We start from the raw sequence: 22,907 nt of genomic DNA, 5'->3' as shown, positions 1-22,907 counted from the left end.
TCGCTAATCTGAGTGTCTAGGTAACCGAACAACCAGTTAAAGCGTTTCTTTGCGAACTAAGCAAGAGTTAACCACGCCAAAGAACCTGTCGAAATCATCGTCCACATCGTAATACCAAACATCAATGGCTTCGGCCCTGCTGCTTTTAACTTCTCTACAGAAATACCACAGCCAATTAAGAACAGACACACAACCAACGCGCGTTTGGACACATCAAAGATCCCTTGGTAGACCATCTCAAATTGTGGCAGCAAGTCACTAATAGCAATGGCAGCGCAGTAGAAGAAAATGAAGTAAGGAATCGTAATCTTCTTTTGATCGTTCTTGAAGATCATCGCGCTGACTAAAGCGATTGGGATGATCCAAAGTGCACGAGCGAGCTTCAATGTTGTCGCTGTCGTCAGTGCTTCTTCACCGTAAGCCGAAGCTGCACCTACCACAGAAGATGTATCGTGAATCGCAATGGCGGCCCAAGTCCCAAATGTTTGTTGGCTTAACTCAAGCGCGTGGCCAATCATCGGGAATAAGAATAGAGCTACCGAGTTCAACACAAATACCGTAGCTAACGCCAAGCCAATCTGTTCATCGTCCGCTTTAATCGCAGGTGCTACAGCTGCTATCGCGCTACCACCACAAATAGCGGTACCTGAAGAGATAAGGTAGCCCGTGGTGCGATCCAATCCCATTCGTTTGGCTAAGAACCAACCAATGACTAACGTACCAATGATGGTCGTGACAATTAAACCAATACCGTCGCCTGTTACCGCCAATGCTTTTTCAAACTGAATGCCAAAGCCTAAGCCGACAATCGAGTAGGCCAGTAACTTCTTTGTGAGTTTGCCTACTTCTAGATGCTCAGGGACTAAACCTAAACTAGCAAGCAGGAAGCCAATAACGAGGGCCGTCGGTGAGCTTACCCAAGGTGTTAAGCAAAACAGTGCAGCAAGATAAAATGGAGCAGACTTTTTTAGGTTCATTGTATTTAGAGTCTTGTTGTGTTGTCACGTTATTGTAATGAGACCACTATACGTTCAATAAAATGATAAGTAAGTCTAAATGAATTGAACAAACGTTAAGGAAAACTTAACGCTTGTTCAGCTGATATGAATAAAGGGCTGGTTAGCTAGCGTAGTGTTCCGCGAAGGTCTGAAACTGACTGCCGAAGAGTTTTGCATGAGGCATCTTTAGCGAGAATTGGCTTGCCAGCTTCTATCTCTAACTTGGTCCAGAAGCGGGTTGGTAGTCCTTTGCAGGCACTGCCTTTGTAACGACTGAAGTAGCTGCCCCATAGCCCTTTGAGAGCCATTGGAATGACAGACACAGGAGATCGTTTGATAATCAGCTCCATTCCACGCATGAACTCTGCGACTTCACCATCAGAGGTTAGCTTTCCTTCTGGAAAAATACAGACGATGTGGCCTTCATGCAGGGCGCGTTCTACTTCTTTAAAAGCATTTCGAATAGAGCTACGGTTGGTTGCGGAGATTGGAATAACCCCAGCTCTTTTCAAGAAACGTCGAATAGGCGGCAACTTGGTGTAATCTTCTTCCATCACAAAGCGGATCAAGCGAGGGCAAACGGCGCTCAGCAATAATGCATCCATATAACTCACATGGTTGCAGATAATCAATGCGCCGCCTTTTTCTGGAAGGTGATGTAAATTTTTATGTTTAACTCGGTACATGGTGTGAGTGACCACCCACGTAAAGAAACGGAAAGCGTAAATAGGCACCTGATAAAACAGATACAGCATAACCAAAGTGTTTCCTATCGCGAGCAGTACAAATAGCTGTGGAATTGAAAGCTCCAGAATACTAAGGCAAACAATACCTAAAACAGCGCTCCCGACCATGAATAGCGAGTTGTAGATATTGAGCCCGGCGATTACTTGAGCTCGCTCATTTGGCTTTGCCCGTAGCTGCATTAGAGAGTAAAGCGGAACAATAAAGATACCGCCAGAGATCCCCAGTAGTAGAAGATAAGCAAACAGCGGCCATAGTTCTGAATACGTCACAAACTGATGGAAAGAGTTAAAGTCAGGCAAAGACTCTGGAATGGATATCGCCATCAACAGGCCGAAGATCGAAATACCTAGGCTGCCCATTGGCACGATGCCGATTTCAATGCGGTGATTAGATAACTTATCGCAAGCCAACGAGCCAATCGCAATGCCTACCGAGAACAGTGCCAATAAAAACGCGACAGCGCTTTCAGTACCGTTTAGGTAAACCTTGGTGAAGTTGGGAAACTGAGTGAGGTAAGCTGCACCGAGGAACCAGAACCAGCTGATCGACATCAGTGCTTGAAAGGTTGGGCGGTCTTTTTTGGCAATAGCGAGTGTTGCGCGGGTTAGCTTTACTGGCTGCCACTTTACTTTCAGATCTGGTGCATTACTTGGCGCTTCTGGGATAAAGTAACTTGATACATACCCGAGTACGGCGAAAGAAACAATACACACAGCAGCAATGAGTTTTGCGCTTTCTTCTGACGCAATAATACCAGCACCTAGAGTACCGATTAGGATGGCTAAGAATGTGCCTGTTTCAACCAGAGCATTTCCGGACACAAGCTCTTTGGTTTCTAACTGTTGCGGAAGTAGGGCGTACTTAACGGGGCCAAAGAAGGCACTTTGTGTCCCCATCAAAAACAGAAGTAGCAGTAATATTTCGTAGCTTTCGTAGATAAATCCGACCGCACCCAGTGACATTATCACCACTTCAAGAAGCTTAACTTTACGGATAAACCACGATTTTTCATATTTGTCTGCCAGCACACCAGCCAAAGCAGAAAATAGGAAGAAGGGCAGAATAAAAAGGCCAGCGGCCAAATTAATGAATAAATTGCTGGAAATAGGTAGCGTGTCTACGCTTGCGAAAGCAACAAACAGTAACAGAACATTTTTGAATATGTTGTCATTAAAGGCTCCCAGAAATTGGGTAATAAAGTAGGGTAGGAACCTTTTTTGCGTTAACAGCGAAGATTGGCTGCTGTTGTTCATTGTCTTTCCTTGGATGATTACCAGTTGGTTAAGTAGTTTGAGACTAGGTTATTGATCAACTCTTTACCATCGATAGGCTCAGAGGCGAAAAATTTATCATCAACGCTAAGTAGAGTAATTCCATGTACTCCAGACCATAATACACGGCTGGCTTTAACGACTTCGCTTTCAGTATGTTCAGGAGCAATCGCGATTAATAGTTGCTCTAGCATACCTGTCATTCTATCGATACGGTTCGATTGCCATTCAGGAAGGTTTTCACCGTTCATGTTGTGCTCAAAGATAAGCTGCCAACGGTGAGGGTGTTTTTGTGCAAAATCGTGGTAGCAGTAGGCTAGGTTGAATAGAGCTTGCTGAGGATTGCTCGATTGTTCAACTGCTACAGCAGATTCTGACGCCAGTTCATCTAATGTTTGAGCAACAACATGCAATAGCAATAGGTTGTAGTTGCCGAATACATTCACCAAGGTACTTGGAACATAACCAATCATATTGGCGATTTTGCGTAGACTTAACTCGTGATAAGAGTGCTCTTCTAAGAAGTCGGTCACCGTTTTTAAGGTTAATTGCACTAATTGTTCGCGAGTGTGATCGTTTCGTCTTGCCATGGGTACTTTCTATTAAATGAACATCGTTCAATATTTTAATGCTGCCCCAGAGTGCCGTCAATCCCTTCGCTAGTTTAGTAATCAATTAATAGCCGCAATATTATGATACATGTGTAAACGTCGTGAATATTTCATTGTTCTTTGTTAACGAGTATGATTAAGGTGTCGAAAGATAAAAAACCTATAAAGGATAATAATGAAACGATTTTTCTCACTAGTCGCGATCCTGTTGGTAACAGTCGCGGTGACGCCAATCGCGGAAGCGAAAAAGTTTGGTGGTGGTAAGTCATTTGGCAAAAGCTTTAAAACGGCTCCAGCACCAAAACAACAAAACACGAATTCGATCCGTCAAGATCAAACAGGTAAGAACACAGCAGCTAACTCTAGCAAGAAAGGCCTTATGGGCGGTCTGCTAGGTGGTTTACTTGCTGGTGGTCTTTTAGCTGCATTCTTTGGTGGCGCATTTGAAGGTATCCAGTTCATGGATATTCTGATTATGGGTCTGATTGCTTTCCTAGCGTTTAAATTCCTACGCGGAATGTTGGGTGCGAAGCAGGGCTCAATGAATCAGCAGAATGCACGTGGCCAACAGCCAGCATTCGGCGGCATGGGTCAGAACAAGTTTGAACAACCTAAGCAACAACCAAATGTTCATAACTTCGAGCAAGCACAACCTCAATCACAAGGCACTGCTGGTGGCTTCGGTTTTGGTGCACAAAGCGATGTTCCACATAACTACCCGCCGGGCTTTGATCAAGCGGCATTCATCAATGGTTCTCGTGAGCACTACCGTACACTGCAAGGTGCATGGAACCACAACGAGCTAAACACGATTGAAGAATACGTATCTCCAAGCCTATTTGAAGACCTAAAAGCTGAGCGTAATAAGCTAGACGGTGATCAGCACACAGACGTAATGTACGTTGATGCTGAAATCGTTCGTGCAGACCACGATGGTAGCAAAGCACAGCTAAGCCTTCAGTTTAGTGGTCGTTACCGTGACACTGCGGATGGCGTTGAAGAAGATATCACAGATATCTGGCACCTAGAGCGTGACCTAACAACTGACAATGCACCTTGGTTAATTGTTGGTATTCAAGGCTAATTCCAAGATTTAACTCAACATCAATATGATGTAGTTATTCGGAATGACACCAAATAATTGAAAGCCCCTGCTGAGAAATCAGCAGGGGCTTTTTTGTGTGCTAAGGATATGTATCTGTAAGTTGCTGTTGGGAAATTGGCTTTGAGCTTTTTTTGGGGAGGAGAGAGAGCTTTAGATTCACGGAGCAATACCAATATGACGAAACATGCGGAACAGACAAATAACATGAGTAAAGGAAGAGTGTCATCACGACAAATATTAGGAGATGTATCTTATTCAAAGATTGGATTAACCTGAGACTAACTAGTTTTATTTGGATTTGATGAGTAATGACAAAGTTCTTTGAACCCGTATTGGATCCTGAGATTAGTTTGCAGCAGAAACAGATAATTGCGAATGAATGCGAAGAATATGTATCGATCAATTGCTTAGGCTGCGCTGCTTATCTGGTTTGTGAGCGTCATGCTGAAGTATGGGATCACTGATGTTTGAATAGGCTAGTTCGCTTAGTCTTTTTTGCTGTAGTGTGGGTTGGTGTTTAGTTAGTTGAGGGCCGTGTTTAGAAAGATAGGTTCGGCAAGATACGTTTAGAAAGATATAAAGTTCAGAAACGAAAAAAGCCAACTCAATGAGTTGGCTTTTCGATTTTCCAATTAAGGATAATATGGTGGAGGGAGACGGATTCGAACCATCGAAGGCAGTGCCGGCAGATTTACAGTCTGCTCCCTTTGGCCACTCGGGAACCCCTCCAGGGTGTGTCTTACTCTTCACAAAGTAAGCCTAAATTGATGTTTTCCCATAAGCCCATCAATCAGGTTGTTCTCTTAACTCTTATAAAGAGGTAAGAAGAATATGGTGGAGGGAGACGGATTCGAACCATCGAAGGCAGTGCCGGCAGATTTACAGTCTGCTCCCTTTGGCCACTCGGGAACCCCTCCAGGGTGTGTCTTACTCTTCACAAAGTAAGCCTAAATTGATGTTTTCCCATAAGCCCATCAATCAGGTTGTTCTCTTAACTCTTAAAAGAGGTAAGAAGAATATGGTGGAGGGAGACGGATTCGAACCATCGAAGGCAGTGCCGGCAGATTTACAGTCTGCTCCCTTTGGCCACTCGGGAACCCCTCCAGGGTGTGTCTTACTCTTCACAAAGTAAGCCTAAATTGATGTTTTCCCATAAGCCCATCAATCAGGTTGTTCTCTTAACTCTTAAAAGAGGTAAGAAGAATATGGTGGAGGGAGACGGATTCGAACCATCGAAGGCAGTGCCGGCAGATTTACAGTCTGCTCCCTTTGGCCACTCGGGAACCCCTCCAGGGTGTGTCTTACTTTTCACAAAGTAAGCCTAAATTGATGTTTTCCCATAAGCCCATCAATCAGGTTGTTCTCTTAACTCTTATAAAGAGGTAAGAAGAATATGGTGGAGGGAGACGGATTCGAACCATCGAAGGCAGTGCCGGCAGATTTACAGTCTGCTCCCTTTGGCCACTCGGGAACCCCTCCAGGGTGTGTCTTACTTTTCACAAAGTAAGCCTAAATTGATGTTTTCCCATAAGCCCATCAATCAGGTTGTTCTCTTAACTCTTAAAAGAGGTAAGAAGAATATGGTGGAGGGAGACGGATTCGAACCATCGAAGGCAGTGCCGGCAGATTTACAGTCTGCTCCCTTTGGCCACTCGGGAACCCCTCCAGGGTGTGTCTTACTTTTCACAAAGTAAGCCTAAATTGATGTTTTCCCATAAGCCCATCAATCAGGTTGTTCTCTTAACTCTTAAAAGAGGTAAGAAGAATATGGTGGAGGGAGACGGATTCGAACCATCGAAGGCGGAGCCGGCAGATTTACAGTCTGCTCCCTTTGGCCACTCGGGAACCCCTCCAGGGTGTTTTTTCCTATCTCATAATGGATAGGCTAAAGAGATGTTTTTCCCAACGCATCTCTCAAGTGCGGAGCGCATCATAGCAAACACGTTAAACCTGTAAAGAGTTTTTCTTATGGTTTTGTGTTAAATGCTGCCTTTTTGGGCAAAGATGGCGAAAAGTATGCATATTGCTCGTGAAGTGAACACCTACGCTCAGGTTTACGTAGTGACAGGTAACACCTTGAGGTAACTGGCTTTCTGTATTGTGTTTGGTTTGTGTTATTGGCGAAGAAACGTAAATGGAATTTAACCTAGATTTACACTTCTTGACGTTACAGCATTCATCAGTTGATAGAATACGGTTAATTTCATTTATAGATAATAAATCTTACTTGCAGACCATTATTATGAAGCATAAATCTGTTTTAACCCTGCTTAGCTTGTCGATTCTTATGGCGTCTCCAGCCGCACTCGCAAAACGCATGGGCCCAAGTACTGTTACTGTTGTTACTGAGCAGGTTGATATTCACCAAGTTAGCCAGTCTCTTTCTTTGGTCGGTAAGTTAGAAGCCGAACAATCTGTGATCATTACTTCTGAAGTGGCTGGTAGAGTTGACTCTATCAACATCAAAGCCAACCAAGACGTCACTAAAGGGCAGATGTTGGTTCAATTAGATGATGACAAAGCCAAGGCCGCGGTTGCAGAGGCTCAAGCGTACCTAAAAGACGAAAAACGTAAGCTAGCGGAGTTCCAACGATTAGTTAAACGGAATGCGATTACGCAAACTGAAATTGACGCGCAGAAAACCAATGTTGAAATTGCCAATGCTCGCCTAGCTGCCGCCAATGCCAATCTTAAAGACTTACACATCAGCGCGCCTTTCTCTGGCACGGTCGGTTTTATCGACTTTAGCCGCGGAAAAATGGTGACAGCAGGCACTGAACTCGTGACCTTAGATGATTTGTCTGTGATGCAGTTAGACCTTCAAATTCCGGAGCGCTACCTTTCTAAGCTGTCTAAAGGCATGACAGTGACGGCTCGCACCAGTGCATGGGGCGAGACTCAGTTTACTGGCACAGTGGTAGGCATTGATTCTCGTATTAACGCTGAAACCTTGAATTTACGAGTTCGAATCCACTTTGATAACAACAATGATTACTTGAAGCCGGGCATGTTAGTAGCCGCGGATATGGACTTCCCACCAGTCGAAGCACCGATTATCCCTGTTCAAGCGTTGGAGTACTCAGGTACGAAGCGTTTTGTTTATGTGATTGGCGAGGATAACAAGGCAACTCGAACAGAAGTGTTCTTGGGTGCGCGTATCGATAACGAAGTCGTGATTGATAAAGGCATCGAAATTGGTCAGAAGATCGTGGTGCAAGGTATCGTGAACATGCGTGACGGAGTCTTGGTTCAAGAGCTTGCCGTTAATCGCCCAACTGATGCAGCAAGTGATAAAAAAGCACAAGAAGGCGCTAACTAATGTTGTTATCTGATGTTTCTGTAAAGAGACCAGTAGCGGCTGTCGTATTGAGCCTGCTTTTGGTTGTGTTTGGTATCGTCTCTTTCAATAAGCTCGCGGTTCGTGAGATGCCAGATATTGAAAGTCCAGTGGTGTCGATCAGTACTCGTTATGAGGGTGCGTCTGCCACCATCATTGAAAGTCAAATAACCTCCAATCTTGAAGACCAATTATCCGGTATCAGTGGTATCGATGAGATCGAATCCACAACGCGTAACGGCATGTCGCGTATCACTATTACCTTTGAGCTTGGTTACGACCTCAATACGGGGGTGAGTGATGTGCGTGATGCGGTCGCTCGTGCTCAGCGATCATTGCCTGATGAAGCCGACGACCCCATTGTTTATAAGAACAATGGTAGTGGCGAAGCCTCGGTCTACATTAACTTAAGCTCGACTGAGATGGACCGAACGCAGTTAACCGACTACACCGAACGTGTGTTGATTGACCGCTTTAGTTTGATCTCAGGCGTGAGCTCGGTGGATATCTCGGGTGGCTTGTACAAAGTAATGTATGTGAAGCTGAAACCAGCCCTAATGGCGGGTCGTGGTGTTACTGCTTCTGATATTACTACAGCGCTAAACAATGAGAACATTGAAAGCCCAGGCGGTGAAGTACGTAATGACGCGATCGTGATGTCGGTTCGTACTGCACGATCTTACACTGAAGCCAAAGATTTCGAATACCTAGTCGTAAAACGTGCGTCTGATAACACACCTATCTATTTGAAAGATGTGGCTGATGTGTACATTGGCGCAGAAAACGAAAACTCGACGTTTAAGAGTGACGGCATTGTTAACGTTAGTATGGGGATTGTGCCTCAGTCAGATGCGAACCCACTTGAGGTTGCCGACTTAGTGCACAAAGAAGTTGAGGCGATTCAGAAGTTCCTGCCTGATGGGACTCGTTTGGCTGTTGATTATGACTCAACGGTGTTTATCGACCGTTCGATCTCTGAGGTATATAGCACACTCTTTATTACGGGTGGTTTGGTTATCCTCGTGCTTTACGTCTTTATTGGCCAAGCTCGTGCGACACTTATTCCAGCGGTGACGGTTCCGGTATCTTTGATTTCGTCATTTATTGCTGCGTACTACTTCGGTTTCTCTATTAACCTGATTACCCTGATGGCACTTATCCTGTCGATTGGCCTAGTAGTAGATGACGCCATCGTGGTTGTTGAGAATATTTTCCATCACATCGAACGTGGTGAGTCGCCACTGCTTGCGGCCTATAAAGGGACGCGTGAAGTAGGCTTTGCGGTAATCGCAACCACGCTAGTACTGGTCATGGTGTTCCTACCAATCTCGTTTATGGATGGCATGGTAGGTCTTCTGTTTACAGAGTTCTCAGTGTTACTCGCGATGTCAGTGATCTTCTCGTCGGTGGTCGCACTGACGCTAACACCAGTGTTAGGCAGTAAAATCCTGAAAGCGAATGTTAAACCGAATCGTTTCAACCTATTTATCGAACGTGTGTTTGGCAAGTTAGAACTTGGCTATAAAGCGGTACTGCGTCGTGCTTTGAATTGGCGTTGGGCAGCTCCAATCATCATTATCGCGTGTATGGGCGGTAGCTACGGTTTAATGCAACAAGTGCCGTCACAACTGACTCCGCAAGAAGACCGCGGTGTTATATTTGCATTTGTTCGTGGCGCTGATGCAACCAGTTATAACCGCATGTCTGCCAACATGGACATCGTTGAAGAGCGCCTAATGCCTCTGCTTGGTCAAGGATTCTTAAAATCATTCAGCATCCAATCGCCAGCGTTTGGTGGTAATGCCGGTGACCAAACGGGCTTCGTGATCATGATCCTGGAAGATTGGGATGAACGTGAAGAGACCGCTCAGGAAGCGTTGAACGAAGTTCGTAAATCTTTAAATGGCATTCCTGATGTACGTGTATTCCCGTTCATGCCGGGCTTCAAAGGTGGTTCAAGTGAGCCTGTGCAATTCGTACTGGGTGGCTCTGATTACTCTGAGCTTCAGAAATGGGGCGAACTGTTAAAGCAAGCGGCTGAAGATTCACCAATGATGGAAGGTGCGGACATCGATTACTCGGAGAAAACACCAGAGTTATTGGTAACCGTAGATAAGCAACGTGCAGCCGAGTTAGGCGTTAGCGTTTCGGATATTTCAGATACGTTAGAAATCATGCTTGGCGGGCGCAGCGAAACTACGTTCGTTGATCGTGGTGAAGAGTACGATGTTTACCTTCGTGGTGATGAAAACAGCTTTAACAACGCTAATGACTTAAGCCAAATCTACATGCGAACTCAGTCTGGCGAGCTAGTTACGCTCGACACGCTGACGCACATTGAAGAAGTGGCATCCTCGATTCGTTTATCGCACTACAACAAGCAGAAATCGGTGACCATTAAAGCGAACCTAATGGAAGGTTACACGCTGGGTGATGCTCTGGATTTCCTTGATGAACAAGCGATTGAGCAGTTACCAGGCGATATCTCAGTGAGCTATTCTGGCGAGTCAAAAGACTTTAAAGAGAACCAATCAAGTATCTTAGTGGTATTTGCGCTAGCGATGCTGGTCGCGTACTTGGTACTGGCCGCGCAGTTTGAAAGCTTCATTAACCCGCTGGTGGTGATGTTCACCGTACCTATGGGTATCTTTGGTGGCTTCTTAGGTTTGGTGTTGATGAATCAAGGGCTTAACGTCTACAGCCAGATTGGTATGATCATGTTGATCGGTATGGTGACCAAAAACGGTATCTTGATTGTGGAGTTTGCTAACCAACTTCGTGACCGTGGCATTGAGTTTGAAAAGGCGATCATTGATGCTTCGGCTCGACGTTTACGTCCAATCCTGATGACGGCGTTCACCACACTAGCCGGTGCAATCCCATTGATTACTTCAACGGGCGCGGGTTATGAAAGCCGAGTGGCTGTGGGTACGGTTATCTTCTTCGGTATGGGCTTTGCAACTTTGGTTACTCTGTTCGTAATCCCTGCGATGTATCGACTGATTTCGGGCTCAACACGTTCTCCAGGTCATGTGGAAGCGGTTCTAAATAAAGAGCTGAGCCACGATAACGTGGGAAGAAGCTCTCACGGCTAATGAACACGCACGGCTAATGAACATGGAATAGTGTAACAATATTGAAAAGCCTGCGTTTGCTCCTAGCGAATGGCAGGCTTTTTTTGTATAACAAACAGAGCTCAACGAATTAATACAATAAATCGAATAAAGGAAAGTAAAGTGGCTGAATTTAAATACAAAGATCTTTCTCAAGAAGAACAAGACAAACTAGACGCAGCAACCTTTCGTCGCCTGTTAGCACATTTAGATAGCAACAAAGATGTGCAAAACATCGACCTGATGATCTTGGCGGGCTTCTGCCGCAACTGTTTCAGCAAGTGGTACAAAGCCGAAGCTGAGCAACAAGGCCTAGACTTGGATATCGATGACGCTCGTGAGCGCGTTTATGGCATGACTTACGATGAGTGGAAACAAAACCATCAGCCAAAGGCGACGCCTGAACAGCTAGCAGCATTTGAAGCGAAGCAGAAGCCAGAATAATTTGTCGATTTAGCAGCAACGATTTATAGATCAAGCAGCACTTAGAACAAACCGCATATAGCAAAAGAGCCCATCAGGGCTCTTTTTAATTTTGTACATTGTCTTAGCTTTGAATGCTAACTTCGAACTTAAGCCAGCTCACCTGTTTGCGAGAAAGCTTCTAGCTTCGCTGCATAAGGTTGTAGGTCACCAATATTTAGATTTACCCACTCGTCATTAAAGTAAGTATCTAAGTAACGTTCGCCACTGTCACATAATAAAGTCACGATAGAGCCTTTCTCTCCGCGTGCTTTCATTTCACTGGCTAGTTGAAGCACACCGTACATATTGGTACCGGTTGATGCGCCAACTTTGCGGCCAAGAATATCAGACAGCCAATGCGTAGTAGCGATACTTGCTGCGTCTGGAATTGTACGCATCTCATCAATCACACCTGAGATGAAGCTAGGCTCTGCACGTGGGCGACCGATACCTTCAATTTTGCTGAATGTGTTGCCTTTGACATCCGCGTTGCCTGTTTTGAAAAATTCATGGAATACAGAATTCTCAGGGTCGACAACACAAAGTTTAGTTTCATGCTGTTGGTAGCGAATAAAACGACCAATGGTTGCTGATGTACCACCTGTACCTGGGCTCATTACCACCCACGTTGGAACTGGGTGATCTTCCATCTGCATTTGATTGAAAATTGAGTTGGCAATGTTGTTGTTACCACGCCAGTCGGTTGCGCGCTCAGCGTAAGTAAACTGATCCATATAATGCCCATTCAACTCTTCAGCCAAACGACGAGACTCTGCGTAGATTTCGTCAGAACGCTCAACAAGGTGCGCTTGACCGCCGTAGAATTCAATCTGTTCAATTTTCTTTTTCGCTGTGCATTTTGGCATTACCGCAATAAACGGAAGGCCAAGCAGGCGAGCAAAGTACGCTTCAGACACCGCTGTACTGCCTGATGAAGATTCAATGATCGTGGTTTCTGGGCCAACCCAACCATTACAAATCGCATAGAGGAAAAGGGAACGCGCTAAACGATGCTTCAAAGAGCCTGTTGGGTGTGTACTTTCATCTTTAAGATAAATATCAATGCCTTCTACGCTAGGTAGATCGAGCTTGATCAGGTGCGTATCCGCTGAGCGTTGGTAATCGGCTTCAATTTTACGAATCGCGTTGTTAATCCATTGATGGTCAGTACACATAGGCGTTCTCCTGAGACTAAGTAGGAATTCTTTGTAATTGGTATGGTTATAATTTAGCGATATCCAAGGAGAAAAACTTTGCCATATTTCCTTTGTTTTGCTTAAATTGTAGAAAATTATTCTCTTTAAAACTGATTTGGTGAAAGTGTGATAGATGCCGTAGATAAAAAGATATTAAGGTTGTTACAAGAAGACAGCACGCTGTCGTTGAATGACATATCTGAAGCGGTCAACCTGACGACCACGCCTTGTTGGAAAAGACTTAAGCGGCTTGAAGAGAATGGAGTTATTGAGAAAAGAGTCGCGTTGTTGAACCCTGAAAAGCTCGATCTTTCCTTTACCGCGTTCGTATTGATTAAAACCAGTGATCATTCTCATGAGTGGTATGGTCGTTTTGTGAATACTGTGTCTGAATTTCCAGAAGTGATGGAGTTCTATCGTATGGCGGGCGAGTATGATTATATGATGAAGGTTCAGGTGAAAGACATGAAGTGCTTTGACGACTTTTACAAACGCTTAGTGAATAGCATTGATGGTATATCTAATGTGACGTCGACTTTTGCGATGGAACCACTGAAGTACACGACAGCATTGCCGCTTTAAGCTCAACCTAATCTTATGCTACCTCTCGTTTCAGTTTAGACATCGCCTTTGCGATAAAGAAAAGGATTATTCATGTTTGCAAAAGTATCTACCGCAATCCAGTTGGTATTAGCGGTCGCCATTTTTTTCTTGGGCTACACCATCTATTCATTTACCAATAAAGTCGGGGAGATCGTCGATACTTATCCGCAAGTTATTGAAGACTTATCGGGTCTTACCAAGGGACTAAAAGTGGAAGAGCTATTAGCGTTTGCTGAGCATGTTAATGAGCTTGCTCCTCAGGTGTTGAATACTGTAGAAGATGTCCGTAAAACCATCGATGAAGTTAATCAAACTGTTTCATCGGTCGATAGCAAAATCCCCGCTATCTTAGATGAAGTTAAGAGTGTTCGAACCGAAGTAGAGCAAGTAAGAACCGATGTTATTCCCCCAACATTGACAGAATTAAAACGATACCGTGTCGATGTAATGCCGCCAATGCTCGCTGAAAGTAAATCTTATCGAGAGCAAACCATTCCAGTGATTGTCACTGAATCCGAAATGCTTAGAGCTGAAGTGCCTGATATTTTGGTGCAAGCTAATTTGCTAGCCGATAAGAGTAGAGAGTTAGCTCAGGGAGCTGCAGAAGGTGCGGTGAAAGGGGTGGTGCTATCACCATTTAATCTACTGCGAGACGCTGGAGATGGCATTAAAATGCGAGTACAGAGTGAATTCGAGCCGACGTTAGAGGTTGAATAGACTTTACTGTTTTTGTGTGACGTTCTTTCGTCAGCGTTACTAAAAAGGGGCTAGGTATGATACCTAGCCCCTTTTGGGTTTGAACGTGCTTGTTCGCCGTTTCTAAAAATGTACGTCGCTTTTAAAAAATGCTCACAGTTATAAAAAGTGTTTGCTCGTTACTTGGTAAAGCGCATCACACCTTCTTGAACGGCTGTCGCGACTAGCTCACCTTTTTGGTTGTAAATCTCACCACGTACTAAGCCGCGAGTGTTGGCCGCGGTCGGGCTTTCAATCGCATATAGCAGCCATTCATCCATTTTGAATGGACGGTGGAACCAAATAGAGTGGTCAATCGTCGCAACTTGGAAGTTTGGCGTCATGATCGATACTTCATGAGGGTGAAGCGCTGTCACCAAGAAGCCCCAATCAGACGCGTATGCCAACAAATATTGGTGAATAAGCTGGTTGTCTGGCAACGCACCATTTGCTCTTACCCACAGGTATTGTTTCGCTTCGGCTTTTTTAGGGTTTAGTGGATTAACGACCGTAACAGGGCGCATCTCAATCGGTTTTTCTCCACAGAAGGTTTTGCGTAGCTTCTCTGGTAAGAATTCAGCGATATGGCTCGCTAACTCGGTTTCTGATGCAAAGTTCTCTGGCCCTGGAATATCAGGCATTGCAATTTGGTGTTCAAAGCCTGGAGCATCGCCATGATAAGAAGCTGTGAGATAGAAAATAGGGCGGCCATTTTGAATTGCTTTAACACGACGTGTGCTAAAGCTGCGTCCATCTCTTAGGTTTTCAACATCGTAAATAATTGGCTTTTCAGGATCACCAGGGTACAGAAAGTAACTATGGAACGAGTGAACACTACGGTCGTCTTGAACGGTATAGCGAGCCGCAGAAAGCGCTTGTCCCAATACCTGACCGCCATAAACCTGGGGAAGACCTAGGTTCTCACTTTGCCCTCGGAATAAACCTTCTTCCAGCTTTTCTAGCTGAAGTAAACTGAGTAATTCTTGTAAAGGTTGACTCATCGCCAGCATTCCTCTTCGTAAAATGGGTGTCAGATTAGTGTGCTAATCATTTAGCTTAGTCAAATATCTGTCAATAAATCATAGGGTTTCGAGACAGAATATGAAAGCTCTCTTATAATTAGGCCGTAGATTTGTCGATTCCGACAAACATGTTGAGAGAAATTGAATATGAAAAAGGCTCTAATTTTTATTACGTCTTTATTATCGTTTGGCCTATTGGTTGGTTGCCAAGCAACATCAGAAATGAATGCTTCTCAAGAAGCCGTTGCAGAGAATACCCAAGTGATTTCAGGTACAGTAAGCTATCGTGAACGAATTGCATTGCCAGAGAATGCAGTTATTACCGTAACGCTAGAAGATATTTCACTTGCTGACGCACCATCAACGGTGATTGCGACTCAAGAATTCACAGCTGATGGTAAGCAAGTCCCTTTCGCATTCGAATTGAGCTACGACAACAACAAAATTCAAGCTAACCACCGTTACAACATGCGCGCAACGATTCATGTCGACGGTAAGTTACGTTTCACAACAGACACAATTAAGTCTGTAATTACTGATGTAGAAAACACGCAACAAGCAGACTTGCGCTTGGTTGGTGTTCGTTAACTAGGAATGGATGCCATATCAAGGCATCTTGATTAGCTGATTAGCTGATTAGCTGATTAACTAGTTATGTAATTGATGGCAGCTCTAGGGCTGCCATTTGTATATTCTGAGTTTTACCTTTCCTGCGTCACTCACTTCAACCCCTTCTTCGACCAGATGCTTCTTTTGGCGATCAAACGAATCACCCTTCAAAGAGATCTCACCTTTGCTGTTAATCACCCTATACCAAGGTAGTTTACTTCCTTCAGGCAAGTTGCCTAATGCTCTACCTACATGTCGTGCATAGCCCGGAAAACCTGAAAAACGTGCTATGTCTCCATAAGTTGTTACTTTCCCATATGGAATTTGGTGAATCACAGCAAAGATTTGGAGCAAAAATTGGTCCATACTAAAAGTTCCTAGTTCATTAATACCACGGATCGGTAGAAGGAGAGGGCTATGGTATTTTCAACGTTTCAGTTCTTGATAACCACATTATTAGCGGTTGTTTGCGCGAGAGCAATCAGTTTAAGTGAGGGAGACATCCCAGTACTTGCAATGGTTATTCCTGCTTTATGGATCTTACCGCAGGGAGGCATCGCAGGGTTAGCTTTGCTCGCATCCATGACTGCCTATGGTTTAACCCTGCCTTTACAACCCATCACGCTGTCTGTCAGTGCGTGGGTATTATTCCCACTGCTTATGGTGGTCTTTTCAAAACGCAGTAGTTTATCCGTCGTGATTATTTCTGGCTTGATTGTAGCAACTTTGCAAGTCGGGATTATGGTCACGCAGTCAGCAGGTAAGCTTGATGGCGCTCCCTGGATTACCACACTACAGACTTTGTCGATCATTGTGATTTGGTGGGCAGCGAATCACCTTAAACCAGCCAGCCGACACAGCTGGTGGTCATTAGGTTTGATTCTTCCATTGTGGATAGCCGACTTACCTTATGCAGCTTTGGTTGCCTTGTGTGTTACAGGCATTATGGCATCGATGGAAACACTGACGCGTTTGAAAACCTTCCGATGGAATAAGCTATTGTGTTGGACATTACCAACGGTCGGTTTTGCTGCTCTGGTGATTACTCCAAGCATTGAGGTTCCAAGTCCGGTATTTGTGGTTTGGTTGTGCCTGTTAGGCACGGCATGGATGACAGATTACATCCTTCGCACCGAAGATAACGAAGATATAGATATCTAGCACCACAGAAACTCAAGCCGTTAGAACGCAGGTAAATGGTGAATTTACCTGCGATTTTCTAGTGGTTTGAATAAAGGATAAGCACTTAGACAGCAATTGTTCAAAAATAGGGTCGAAGAGCTTGCAATGGTTGCTGCGATGCTTAATAATCCAATCACTCTTTGAGGCAAGCCTCTTAGAAAAAGAATCTATGGAGGCTCTGGTCCTCCCGCAACACTAACTTGTGAACTCGGTCAGGCCTGGAAGGGAGCAGCCGCAGCAGGCGACGTGTGTGCCGGGATGTGGCTGGGGCTTCCACCCATATAAAAAGCCGCTCTTAATGAGCGGCTTTTTGCTATCTCAAGCTTTTTAATTGTAGTTTTAAATAACGTCTTTAAGTCTATTGATTAGCTACTCTAGCGCTTACTTGTCTTGTACTAATCGCTCTTTATCTAATAACGCGCGTTTACGTTCCAATCCCCAACGGTATCCACCTAGCTCCCCATTACTTCTCAGAACGCGATGGCAAGGTATCAGCACGCCAATTCGGTTTTTACCACAAGCTGATGCTACCGCTCGAACGGCTTTTGGTTTGTCGATCTCATCGGCTACTTCACTATAGCTCACAATATCGCCTTCTTTGATGCTCAATAAAAACTGCCATACCTTAATCTGAAATGCAGTTCCTCGAATATCCAGTGGCAAATCAGGTCTTGGGGCGCCTTGACTGATGTGTTGATCGAGTGCTTCTATCCAGAAATCCAACTCGGGCGTATCTAGTGACGCAGAAATTGTCAGTTCGGCTTTTGGGAACTCGCTACTCAATTGTTCTAATAGTGCTTGTTCATTGTCACCAAATTGCACGAAACAGACGCCTTTATCGGTCGCGGCCATCATCATGAAACCGAGTGAGGTTTGGCGGCATGCATAATTGATTGTTTCGCCAGCGCCTCCTGCTCGATAGGCTTTTGGTGCCATACCGATGTTGCGAGTTGCTTCTCCATAGACACGACTGATTGAGCCAAAACCAGAGGCGTAGATGGCGTCGGTTACGCCGTCTCCTTGTTTTAGAGAGCTCTTAAAGTGACGCATTCGAACGGCATCTTGATACGCTTTAGGTGACACTCCGAATGCTTCCTTGAACAGCCTTTGTAATCGTGAGGGAGATAATTCCGCAATTTCACCTAAGCGAGAAAGTGTGAGTTTCTCATCAGCGTGCGCTTCAATGTGGCGTGCAACTTCTACCAATTTTTCCACTCGAGAGTTTCCCGGAAAAGGGTGGCAGCGTTTGCATGGCCTGAAGCCTGCCAACATCGCCATTTCAATGCTTTCAAAGAACCTCAAGTTCTCAGGTTTTGCAGGCCTCGCAGAACACGATGGCAAGCAATAAACACCCGTAGTGATAACACCATAGAAAAATTGCCCGTCGAAAGACTTGTCTCTGACGGCTATCGCTTTTCTCATTTCGAGTTCTGGTGGCATTGGCATGGCTTAATCTCTACTTAATTACTGGTCTATCACTATCTAACCGCATGTTCGGTGATGGTTCCATCCGTTTCTTGCTAACTAATTTTATTATAAGCACTTGAGGTTCAATCGCTCTTGGATTGAACAATATAGATATAACGCAAAAATCGGATGTTTTGTATTTCTGTGGGTCGCTAAGATTGATCATATACCAATTATTTAAGAGTGAACTGAACCATGACATCGACTATTAATATCTCAATGAATGCCCGTGTGTGGGCAATGCTGATTGTTCTTTCCATGCTATGGGGAGGATCGTTCTTCTTCGTTGGTGTTGTGGTTACTGATCTTCCTCCGTTAACCATAGTCGCGCTTAGAGTGGGAATTGCTGCCATCACTTTGTGGATTATTGCTTTGATGATAGGGCTTCGCCCGCCTAAAGAGTTGCGTGTTTGGGGGGCCTTTTTAGGAATGGGTTTACTTAATAATGTCGTCCCGTTCGCGCTTATCGTATGGGGGCAAACTCAAATCGCGTCTGGGCTAGCGTCGATCCTTAACGCAGCGACACCGATCTTCGCGGTTGTGGTGGCAGGAATACTATTACCTGATGAGCGTGTAACACCGCTAAAACTCGTGGGTGTCGGCATTGGTTTTGTTGGTGTGGTTGTGATGATAGGGTTGCCTGCTCTGAGCGGAGGTGGCAGTTTTATTGCTCAGTTGGCAATCATCGCGGCTGCTTTGTCATACGCTTTTGCAGGAGTGTACGGTCGTCGATTCAAAGCTATGGAGATCAATCCGATTATCACAGCGGCAGGGCAAGTAACAGCATCAACGATTGTTTTAACCCCTGTTGCGTTAATGGTGGATGGCCCACTTGATGTTGTAGCAATGAGTGGATATACATGGGCGGCTATCGCTGGGCTTGCAGTTTTATCGACAGCGGTCGCTTATGTTCTGTACTTTAAAATTCTAGAACTGGCAGGGGCGACCAATGTTTTACTCGTTACCTTGTTAGTGCCTGTTTCCGCCATCTTGCTTGGTTCTCTGTTCCTCAATGAGTCGTTAGAAGTTATTCACTTTGTTGGCATGTTGTTGATCGCTATTGGCTTGTCGGCCATCGATGGAAGATTGTGGCGCCGTATTAAACTGGCGAAGACTTGAGTGGTATATCGCCCCCAATCTTCATCACAAAGCCGTTTTTAGTAAACGGCGTTAATTCGCAGGCAACACAACAGCAGACGCTTCTTCGTCTGAATCTTCTTTGTCTTCTACTTGTTCAGCAACCCAATCAATTGTCTTTGTTAAGTAGAGCTTGTTGGTTTCTATATCACACCAACTTTTTGACAGCCCTCGGCGATTAAACTCACTGCCAATCGCTGCGAGTGTTTGGTTGCTTGAGCGCCCGTAATACAAGGTGTCGCACAGTTGCAGGTTCGACATCGATTGAGGATACGTATTGACTGACGAGGCGTTCATACTTAAAGCTTTGGATTGATTGTGTGTGCAGCCAGTTAGGCTCAGGAAAAAGAAAAGGATTAGCGTATTTTTCATGGTGTATCAGGTCTGTTGCCGATGATTAGAAGAGAGTATTGCCATGATTGCCACACTAATTTGTCAATTTCTCGCCAACTAGTTATAGACCAAGACTTTCCTCCCAGTTAGAAAGCGTTATTAAGCCAACGACGAAAACGGTATTAACGACCAAATGCGCAATTTTGTACAAAAGTTGTGAGAGCCTATAGAGTAGACTGATAAGTCGCTCGATAATTAAAAGGCTTGGGGATGGTTATGGATAACAAAAAGCGTTCTAAAGAGAAAGCCGAATACAAGATCACAGAAGAGCTCGGTGGCCTTGAAATCCTCAATGCAGAATATGAAAAGCAGAACTTCTCACGTCACAGCCATGAAGGTTACACTCTCGGTGTGATTGAGCAGGGTGCTCAGCGCTTCTATCGAACGGGAGGGCATCATGTCGCGCCTCAAGATGCCATCATTCTGGTTAATGCTGATGAAGTTCATAGCGGTCATTCTGCTACCGAAGGTGGTTGGGCGTATCGTGCAATGTATCCACTGCCAGAACAACTTGCCAAAATCACGCAGGAACTCAATCTGCCGAATTACGGGGCTCCTTACTTCCCTAGAGCGGTGGTTGAAGATCCTGAACTAGCCAATCAACTCAGATTAGTATTCAACACGATTGATGAATCAGATAATCGCCTGCTAAGAGAAACCTTAATGTACGGGATGTTGGTTAAACTGATTAGCCGACATGGCAAATCGAGCCTTAAACCTCAATTAGATGGAAAAACTCAACGGCAACTTATTCTAGTGAAAGAGTTTTTAGACGATTTTCCACAAGCGGATGTGTCATTGGAAGAATTGTCGAAGCTTGCGGCTTTAAGCCCATTTCACTTGGTGCGCTCCTTTCAAAAAGAATTTGGTCTTCCGCCACATGCATATCAAATTCAATCCCGACTCAGGCTTTCGCGTAAGTTGCTAAAGCAAGGGCATTCGATCTCGGACACTGCTCAAGAGTGTGGCTTTCACGATCAAAGCCATTTTCATCGACATTTTAAGAAAGCCAACGGTTACACCCCAGGTCAGTATATTAAGATGCGTTGATCTGATCGCTTTTAACTTTGTGCTTTGGCGATAAAGCAAATTTGTACAATCGAATAAGTGAGTGCTCTTTTACAGTGGAAAACCAATGTAACGAGAACTAGGAAAATATGGATAACAACACAATGGATAAACGTACGCAGTTATGGAAAGGCGTTATGGCAGCGATGCCGTTAAGTATTGCCGTCATACCGTGGGGCATATTAGCGGGCTCGTATGCGATAGATGCTGGACTGAATCAGCTTTAAGCTCAGGCTATGTCTGCCATTTTATTTGCAGGTTCAGCTCAACTGGTGGCTGCGGGTATGTTTAAAGCGGGCATTGGTTTAGGAACTATGTTGTTAACCACGCTGTTTATTACGTCAAGACACTTTCTTTATAGTGTCTCTATGCGTGACAAAATTAGTCATCTGCCAGCTCGTTGGCGTTTATTGCTTGGTTTTTGGCTCACTGATGAGCTGTTCGCGATTTGCAGTGGGCAATCCCAACAAGAGTTTAATCGTTGGTATGCCGCAGGCGTAGGCGGCGGATTTTACCTCGTTTGGAATATTGCCAGCTTTGTCGGCATTGTCGCAGGTAGTCAAATTCCATCACTTAACGAGATTGGCCTCGATTTTGCGGTCGCCGCGACTTTCATTGCTTTGGTTTTTCCTTTGATTCGAACACTGCCAACGGTGGTGTGTGTTGTGGTGTCATTGGTGACCTCTGTGGCAATGGCGGTCAATCAGGTTGAAGGAGGGCTAATGATTGCTGCGATTTCAGGTATGTTGGCGGGCTTCATTAGTGAATCATTTGTTGAACGCAACAACGCTCAGAAACAAGCCAATGAAGGAGAGTCTGCATGATTTGGTTATCGATCGTACTCATGACCGCGATTGTTTTTTTCAGTCGATATGTGTTTCTAGAACCTACAATTCCTCTTCGGCTAAATAGCACAGCGAGGCGTCTACTACGTTATTCAAGCCCTGCGGTATTAACGGCTATTTGGGGGCCGATAGTGTTTGCACCAGAACAAACATTTTGGCCAAGTCTAGATAATCCTTACTTGATTGGTGCGGTGGTGACAGGCTTATTGATCTGGAAAACAGGCAATGTGCTGCTAACGATCGGTGTCAGCATGGCGGTGTTCTTGTTCTACAACCTTGTCGTGGTTGATTTCCTTTTCCATTAATACGCAGCTCAATTGATACGGTGTGTCGCGGCATTAGTTATCCTCGTGTCAAGTTTATGAGTCATTACTTGAAACGAGTTCCCCTAGGTTCAATTTAGTATAAATACCTGTGCTCCTTTATTCAGAGGCGATCTGTCCTTACCTCCCTAAACATTTCCGAATGATGTTTCTTATTTGAATGCAATTGATTTTATATGACTTCGTGCTGTTTAATTCGTTTTACTTATGGATCAAAAGAAAGTAAATTTGCAAATAATTCAACATGTTGAGTTGCTATTTTACGTATGTAGATTTCGCAATTAGGTAAGATTTAAATGAATTGGTTTATTGAAGTATTAAAGAAGCCTATGGAGTTTCGAGGGAGAGCTCGTCGCAAAGAGTACTGGTACTTTTTCGCTGTAAGCGTCGTAATTACTCTCGTTTTAACTCTCATAGATCAAGGGCTAGGTTGGTATAACTCGAATTCTGCGATTGGAATTTTAAGTGGGGTGTTCTCTTTATTTATCATCTTACCAAGCTTATCAGTCACGATACGCAGGTTACACGATATGGGAAGGACTGGATGGTGGGTACTTCTCTTTTTTGTTCCAGTAGCCGGCTTTTTTATCATGCTATGTTTCTTAGCATTCAATGGTACTGCAGGAGCAAACAAGTATGGTGATAATCCTAGATCGGTAACCCAAGTTTAATTTGCTCAA

Annotated in this window: 20 protein-coding genes, 7 tRNA genes, 1 other RNA gene and 1 pseudogene; 14 read left to right on the top strand and 15 right to left on the bottom strand. The window is 44.6% G+C overall.

The annotated features are described in order from the left end of the window. Positions 1-56 precede the first annotated feature (56 nt). The 3 genes from AC3CHU_RS11450 to AC3CHU_RS11440 form a co-directional block, all read right to left on the bottom strand. Positions 57-977, bottom strand: a complete 921-nt coding sequence (locus AC3CHU_RS11450) for a YeiH family protein (protein WP_004736106.1) — start codon at positions 975-977, stop codon at positions 57-59. Positions 978-1,123: 146 nt separating this feature from the next. Next, positions 1,124-2,998: an MFS transporter gene (locus AC3CHU_RS11445; protein ID WP_488524587.1), complete on the bottom strand. Its 1,875-nt coding sequence runs from the start codon at positions 2,996-2,998 to the stop codon at positions 1,124-1,126. 17 nt (positions 2,999-3,015) lie between these two features. Continuing rightward, a complete protein-coding gene (locus tag AC3CHU_RS11440; protein WP_004736110.1) occupies positions 3,016-3,606 on the bottom strand; it encodes a TetR/AcrR family transcriptional regulator in 591 nt (196 codons plus the stop codon). A gap of 196 nt (positions 3,607-3,802) precedes the next feature. Between AC3CHU_RS11440 and AC3CHU_RS11435 the strand changes: the two genes are divergently transcribed. Beyond that, on the top strand, positions 3,803-4,711 hold the full coding sequence (locus tag AC3CHU_RS11435) for a Tim44 domain-containing protein (protein WP_054548202.1): 909 nt from the start codon (positions 3,803-3,805) through the stop codon (positions 4,709-4,711). A 665-nt stretch (positions 4,712-5,376) separates the two neighbouring features. On the opposite strand, the gene AC3CHU_RS11430 is transcribed toward AC3CHU_RS11435, so the two are convergent. From AC3CHU_RS11430 to AC3CHU_RS11400, 7 genes are all read right to left on the bottom strand, one after another. Then, positions 5,377-5,461 (bottom strand) — tRNA-Tyr (locus AC3CHU_RS11430). Positions 5,462-5,564: 103 nt separating this feature from the next. Next, positions 5,565-5,649: transfer RNA gene (locus AC3CHU_RS11425), tRNA-Tyr, on the bottom strand. A 102-nt stretch (positions 5,650-5,751) separates the two neighbouring features. Then, a tRNA-Tyr gene (locus AC3CHU_RS11420) sits at positions 5,752-5,836 on the bottom strand. Positions 5,837-5,938: 102 nt separating this feature from the next. Beyond that, positions 5,939-6,023, bottom strand: a tRNA-Tyr gene (locus AC3CHU_RS11415). Positions 6,024-6,126: 103 nt separating this feature from the next. Then, positions 6,127-6,211 (bottom strand) — tRNA-Tyr (locus AC3CHU_RS11410). 102 nt (positions 6,212-6,313) lie between these two features. Continuing rightward, a tRNA-Tyr gene (locus AC3CHU_RS11405) sits at positions 6,314-6,398 on the bottom strand. 102 nt (positions 6,399-6,500) lie between these two features. Continuing rightward, a tRNA-Tyr gene (locus AC3CHU_RS11400) sits at positions 6,501-6,585 on the bottom strand. A gap of 389 nt (positions 6,586-6,974) precedes the next feature. Between AC3CHU_RS11400 and AC3CHU_RS11395 the strand changes: the two genes are divergently transcribed. From AC3CHU_RS11395 to AC3CHU_RS11385, 3 genes are all read left to right on the top strand, one after another. Then, positions 6,975-8,051, top strand: a complete 1,077-nt coding sequence (locus AC3CHU_RS11395; RefSeq protein WP_146457141.1) for an efflux RND transporter periplasmic adaptor subunit — start codon at positions 6,975-6,977, stop codon at positions 8,049-8,051. Then, positions 8,051-11,164: a vibriobactin export RND transporter permease subunit VexH gene (gene vexH, locus AC3CHU_RS11390; RefSeq protein ID WP_488524586.1), complete on the top strand. Its 3,114-nt coding sequence runs from the start codon at positions 8,051-8,053 to the stop codon at positions 11,162-11,164. The genes AC3CHU_RS11395 and vexH overlap by 1 nt, the downstream gene beginning before the upstream one ends. A gap of 141 nt (positions 11,165-11,305) precedes the next feature. After that, complete coding sequence (locus AC3CHU_RS11385; RefSeq protein WP_010439576.1) at positions 11,306-11,626, top strand: DUF1244 domain-containing protein; 321 nt, start codon at positions 11,306-11,308, stop codon at positions 11,624-11,626. Between the two features lie 128 nt (positions 11,627-11,754). On the opposite strand, the gene AC3CHU_RS11380 is transcribed toward AC3CHU_RS11385, so the two are convergent. Continuing rightward, positions 11,755-12,822, bottom strand: coding sequence for a PLP-dependent cysteine synthase family protein (locus tag AC3CHU_RS11380; RefSeq protein ID WP_171309352.1), 1,068 nt, complete (start codon positions 12,820-12,822; stop codon positions 11,755-11,757). Between the two features lie 147 nt (positions 12,823-12,969). Here AC3CHU_RS11380 and AC3CHU_RS11375 point away from each other — a divergent pair, with 147 nt between their 5' ends. After that, a complete protein-coding gene (locus AC3CHU_RS11375) occupies positions 12,970-13,425 on the top strand; it encodes an Lrp/AsnC family transcriptional regulator (RefSeq protein WP_017073561.1) in 456 nt (151 codons plus the stop codon). A 72-nt stretch (positions 13,426-13,497) separates the two neighbouring features. Continuing rightward, positions 13,498-14,163: a hypothetical protein gene (locus AC3CHU_RS11370; protein ID WP_488524585.1), complete on the top strand. Its 666-nt coding sequence runs from the start codon at positions 13,498-13,500 to the stop codon at positions 14,161-14,163. Between the two features lie 158 nt (positions 14,164-14,321). Here AC3CHU_RS11370 and tesB read toward each other — a convergent pair whose 3' ends face one another. After that, the gene (gene tesB / locus AC3CHU_RS11365) at positions 14,322-15,182 is read right to left on the bottom strand and encodes an acyl-CoA thioesterase II (RefSeq protein ID WP_029224851.1); all 861 of its coding nucleotides are present in this window, start codon (positions 15,180-15,182) and stop codon (positions 14,322-14,324) included. Between the two features lie 168 nt (positions 15,183-15,350). On the opposite strand from tesB, the gene AC3CHU_RS11360 reads away from it, so the two are divergent. After that, positions 15,351-15,791: a YbaY family lipoprotein gene (locus tag AC3CHU_RS11360; RefSeq protein ID WP_488524584.1), complete on the top strand. Its 441-nt coding sequence runs from the start codon at positions 15,351-15,353 to the stop codon at positions 15,789-15,791. A gap of 84 nt (positions 15,792-15,875) precedes the next feature. Here the strand turns inward: AC3CHU_RS11360 and AC3CHU_RS11355 are convergent, their stop codons facing one another. After that, positions 15,876-16,178, bottom strand: a complete 303-nt coding sequence (locus AC3CHU_RS11355; RefSeq protein ID WP_102450202.1) for an MGMT family protein — start codon at positions 16,176-16,178, stop codon at positions 15,876-15,878. Between the two features lie 51 nt (positions 16,179-16,229). On the opposite strand from AC3CHU_RS11355, the gene AC3CHU_RS11350 reads away from it, so the two are divergent. Continuing rightward, the gene (locus tag AC3CHU_RS11350; RefSeq protein WP_017073556.1) at positions 16,230-16,973 is read left to right on the top strand and encodes a VP0952 family biofilm-associated protein; all 744 of its coding nucleotides are present in this window, start codon (positions 16,230-16,232) and stop codon (positions 16,971-16,973) included. 197 nt (positions 16,974-17,170) lie between these two features. Further along, an RNA gene (gene ffs, locus AC3CHU_RS11345) (signal recognition particle sRNA small type) lies at positions 17,171-17,267 on the top strand. Between the two features lie 108 nt (positions 17,268-17,375). Here the strand turns inward: ffs and AC3CHU_RS11340 are convergent. Further along, positions 17,376-18,440 (bottom strand): bifunctional transcriptional activator/DNA repair enzyme AdaA, encoded by a 1,065-nt coding sequence (locus tag AC3CHU_RS11340; protein ID WP_488524583.1) that lies wholly within the window; start codon positions 18,438-18,440, stop codon positions 17,376-17,378. A gap of 216 nt (positions 18,441-18,656) precedes the next feature. Here AC3CHU_RS11340 and AC3CHU_RS11335 point away from each other — a divergent pair, with 216 nt between their 5' ends. Continuing rightward, on the top strand, positions 18,657-19,580 hold the full coding sequence (locus tag AC3CHU_RS11335) for a DMT family transporter (protein ID WP_488524582.1): 924 nt from the start codon (positions 18,657-18,659) through the stop codon (positions 19,578-19,580). 51 nt (positions 19,581-19,631) lie between these two features. Here the strand turns inward: AC3CHU_RS11335 and AC3CHU_RS11330 are convergent, their stop codons facing one another. After that, positions 19,632-19,970 (bottom strand): hypothetical protein, encoded by a 339-nt coding sequence (locus tag AC3CHU_RS11330; RefSeq protein WP_488524581.1) that lies wholly within the window; start codon positions 19,968-19,970, stop codon positions 19,632-19,634. A gap of 237 nt (positions 19,971-20,207) precedes the next feature. On the opposite strand from AC3CHU_RS11330, the gene AC3CHU_RS11325 reads away from it, so the two are divergent. The 4 genes and pseudogenes from AC3CHU_RS11325 (at position 20,208) to AC3CHU_RS11310 (ending at position 22,898) form a co-directional block, all read left to right on the top strand. After that, positions 20,208-21,041, top strand: a complete 834-nt coding sequence (locus tag AC3CHU_RS11325; protein ID WP_029189447.1) for an AraC family transcriptional regulator — start codon at positions 20,208-20,210, stop codon at positions 21,039-21,041. A 107-nt stretch (positions 21,042-21,148) separates the two neighbouring features. Continuing rightward, positions 21,149-21,883, top strand: a pseudogene (locus AC3CHU_RS11320) (AzlC family ABC transporter permease). Continuing rightward, positions 21,880-22,209 carry an AzlD domain-containing protein gene (locus AC3CHU_RS11315; protein ID WP_488524580.1) on the top strand — a complete coding sequence of 110 codons (330 nt, stop codon included), beginning with the start codon at positions 21,880-21,882 and terminating at the stop codon, positions 22,207-22,209. Before AC3CHU_RS11320 ends, AC3CHU_RS11315 begins: the two are co-directional and overlap by 4 nt. A 314-nt stretch (positions 22,210-22,523) precedes the next feature. After that, positions 22,524-22,898 (top strand): DUF805 domain-containing protein, encoded by a 375-nt coding sequence (locus AC3CHU_RS11310; RefSeq protein WP_016768489.1) that lies wholly within the window; start codon positions 22,524-22,526, stop codon positions 22,896-22,898. Positions 22,899-22,907: the final 9 nt, after the last annotated feature.

This window comes from Vibrio sp. QJM3NY_39 (genome assembly GCF_057785895.1).
Note: the sequence above shows the minus strand (reverse complement) of the source record. Positions and strands in the feature narration are given on the sequence as shown.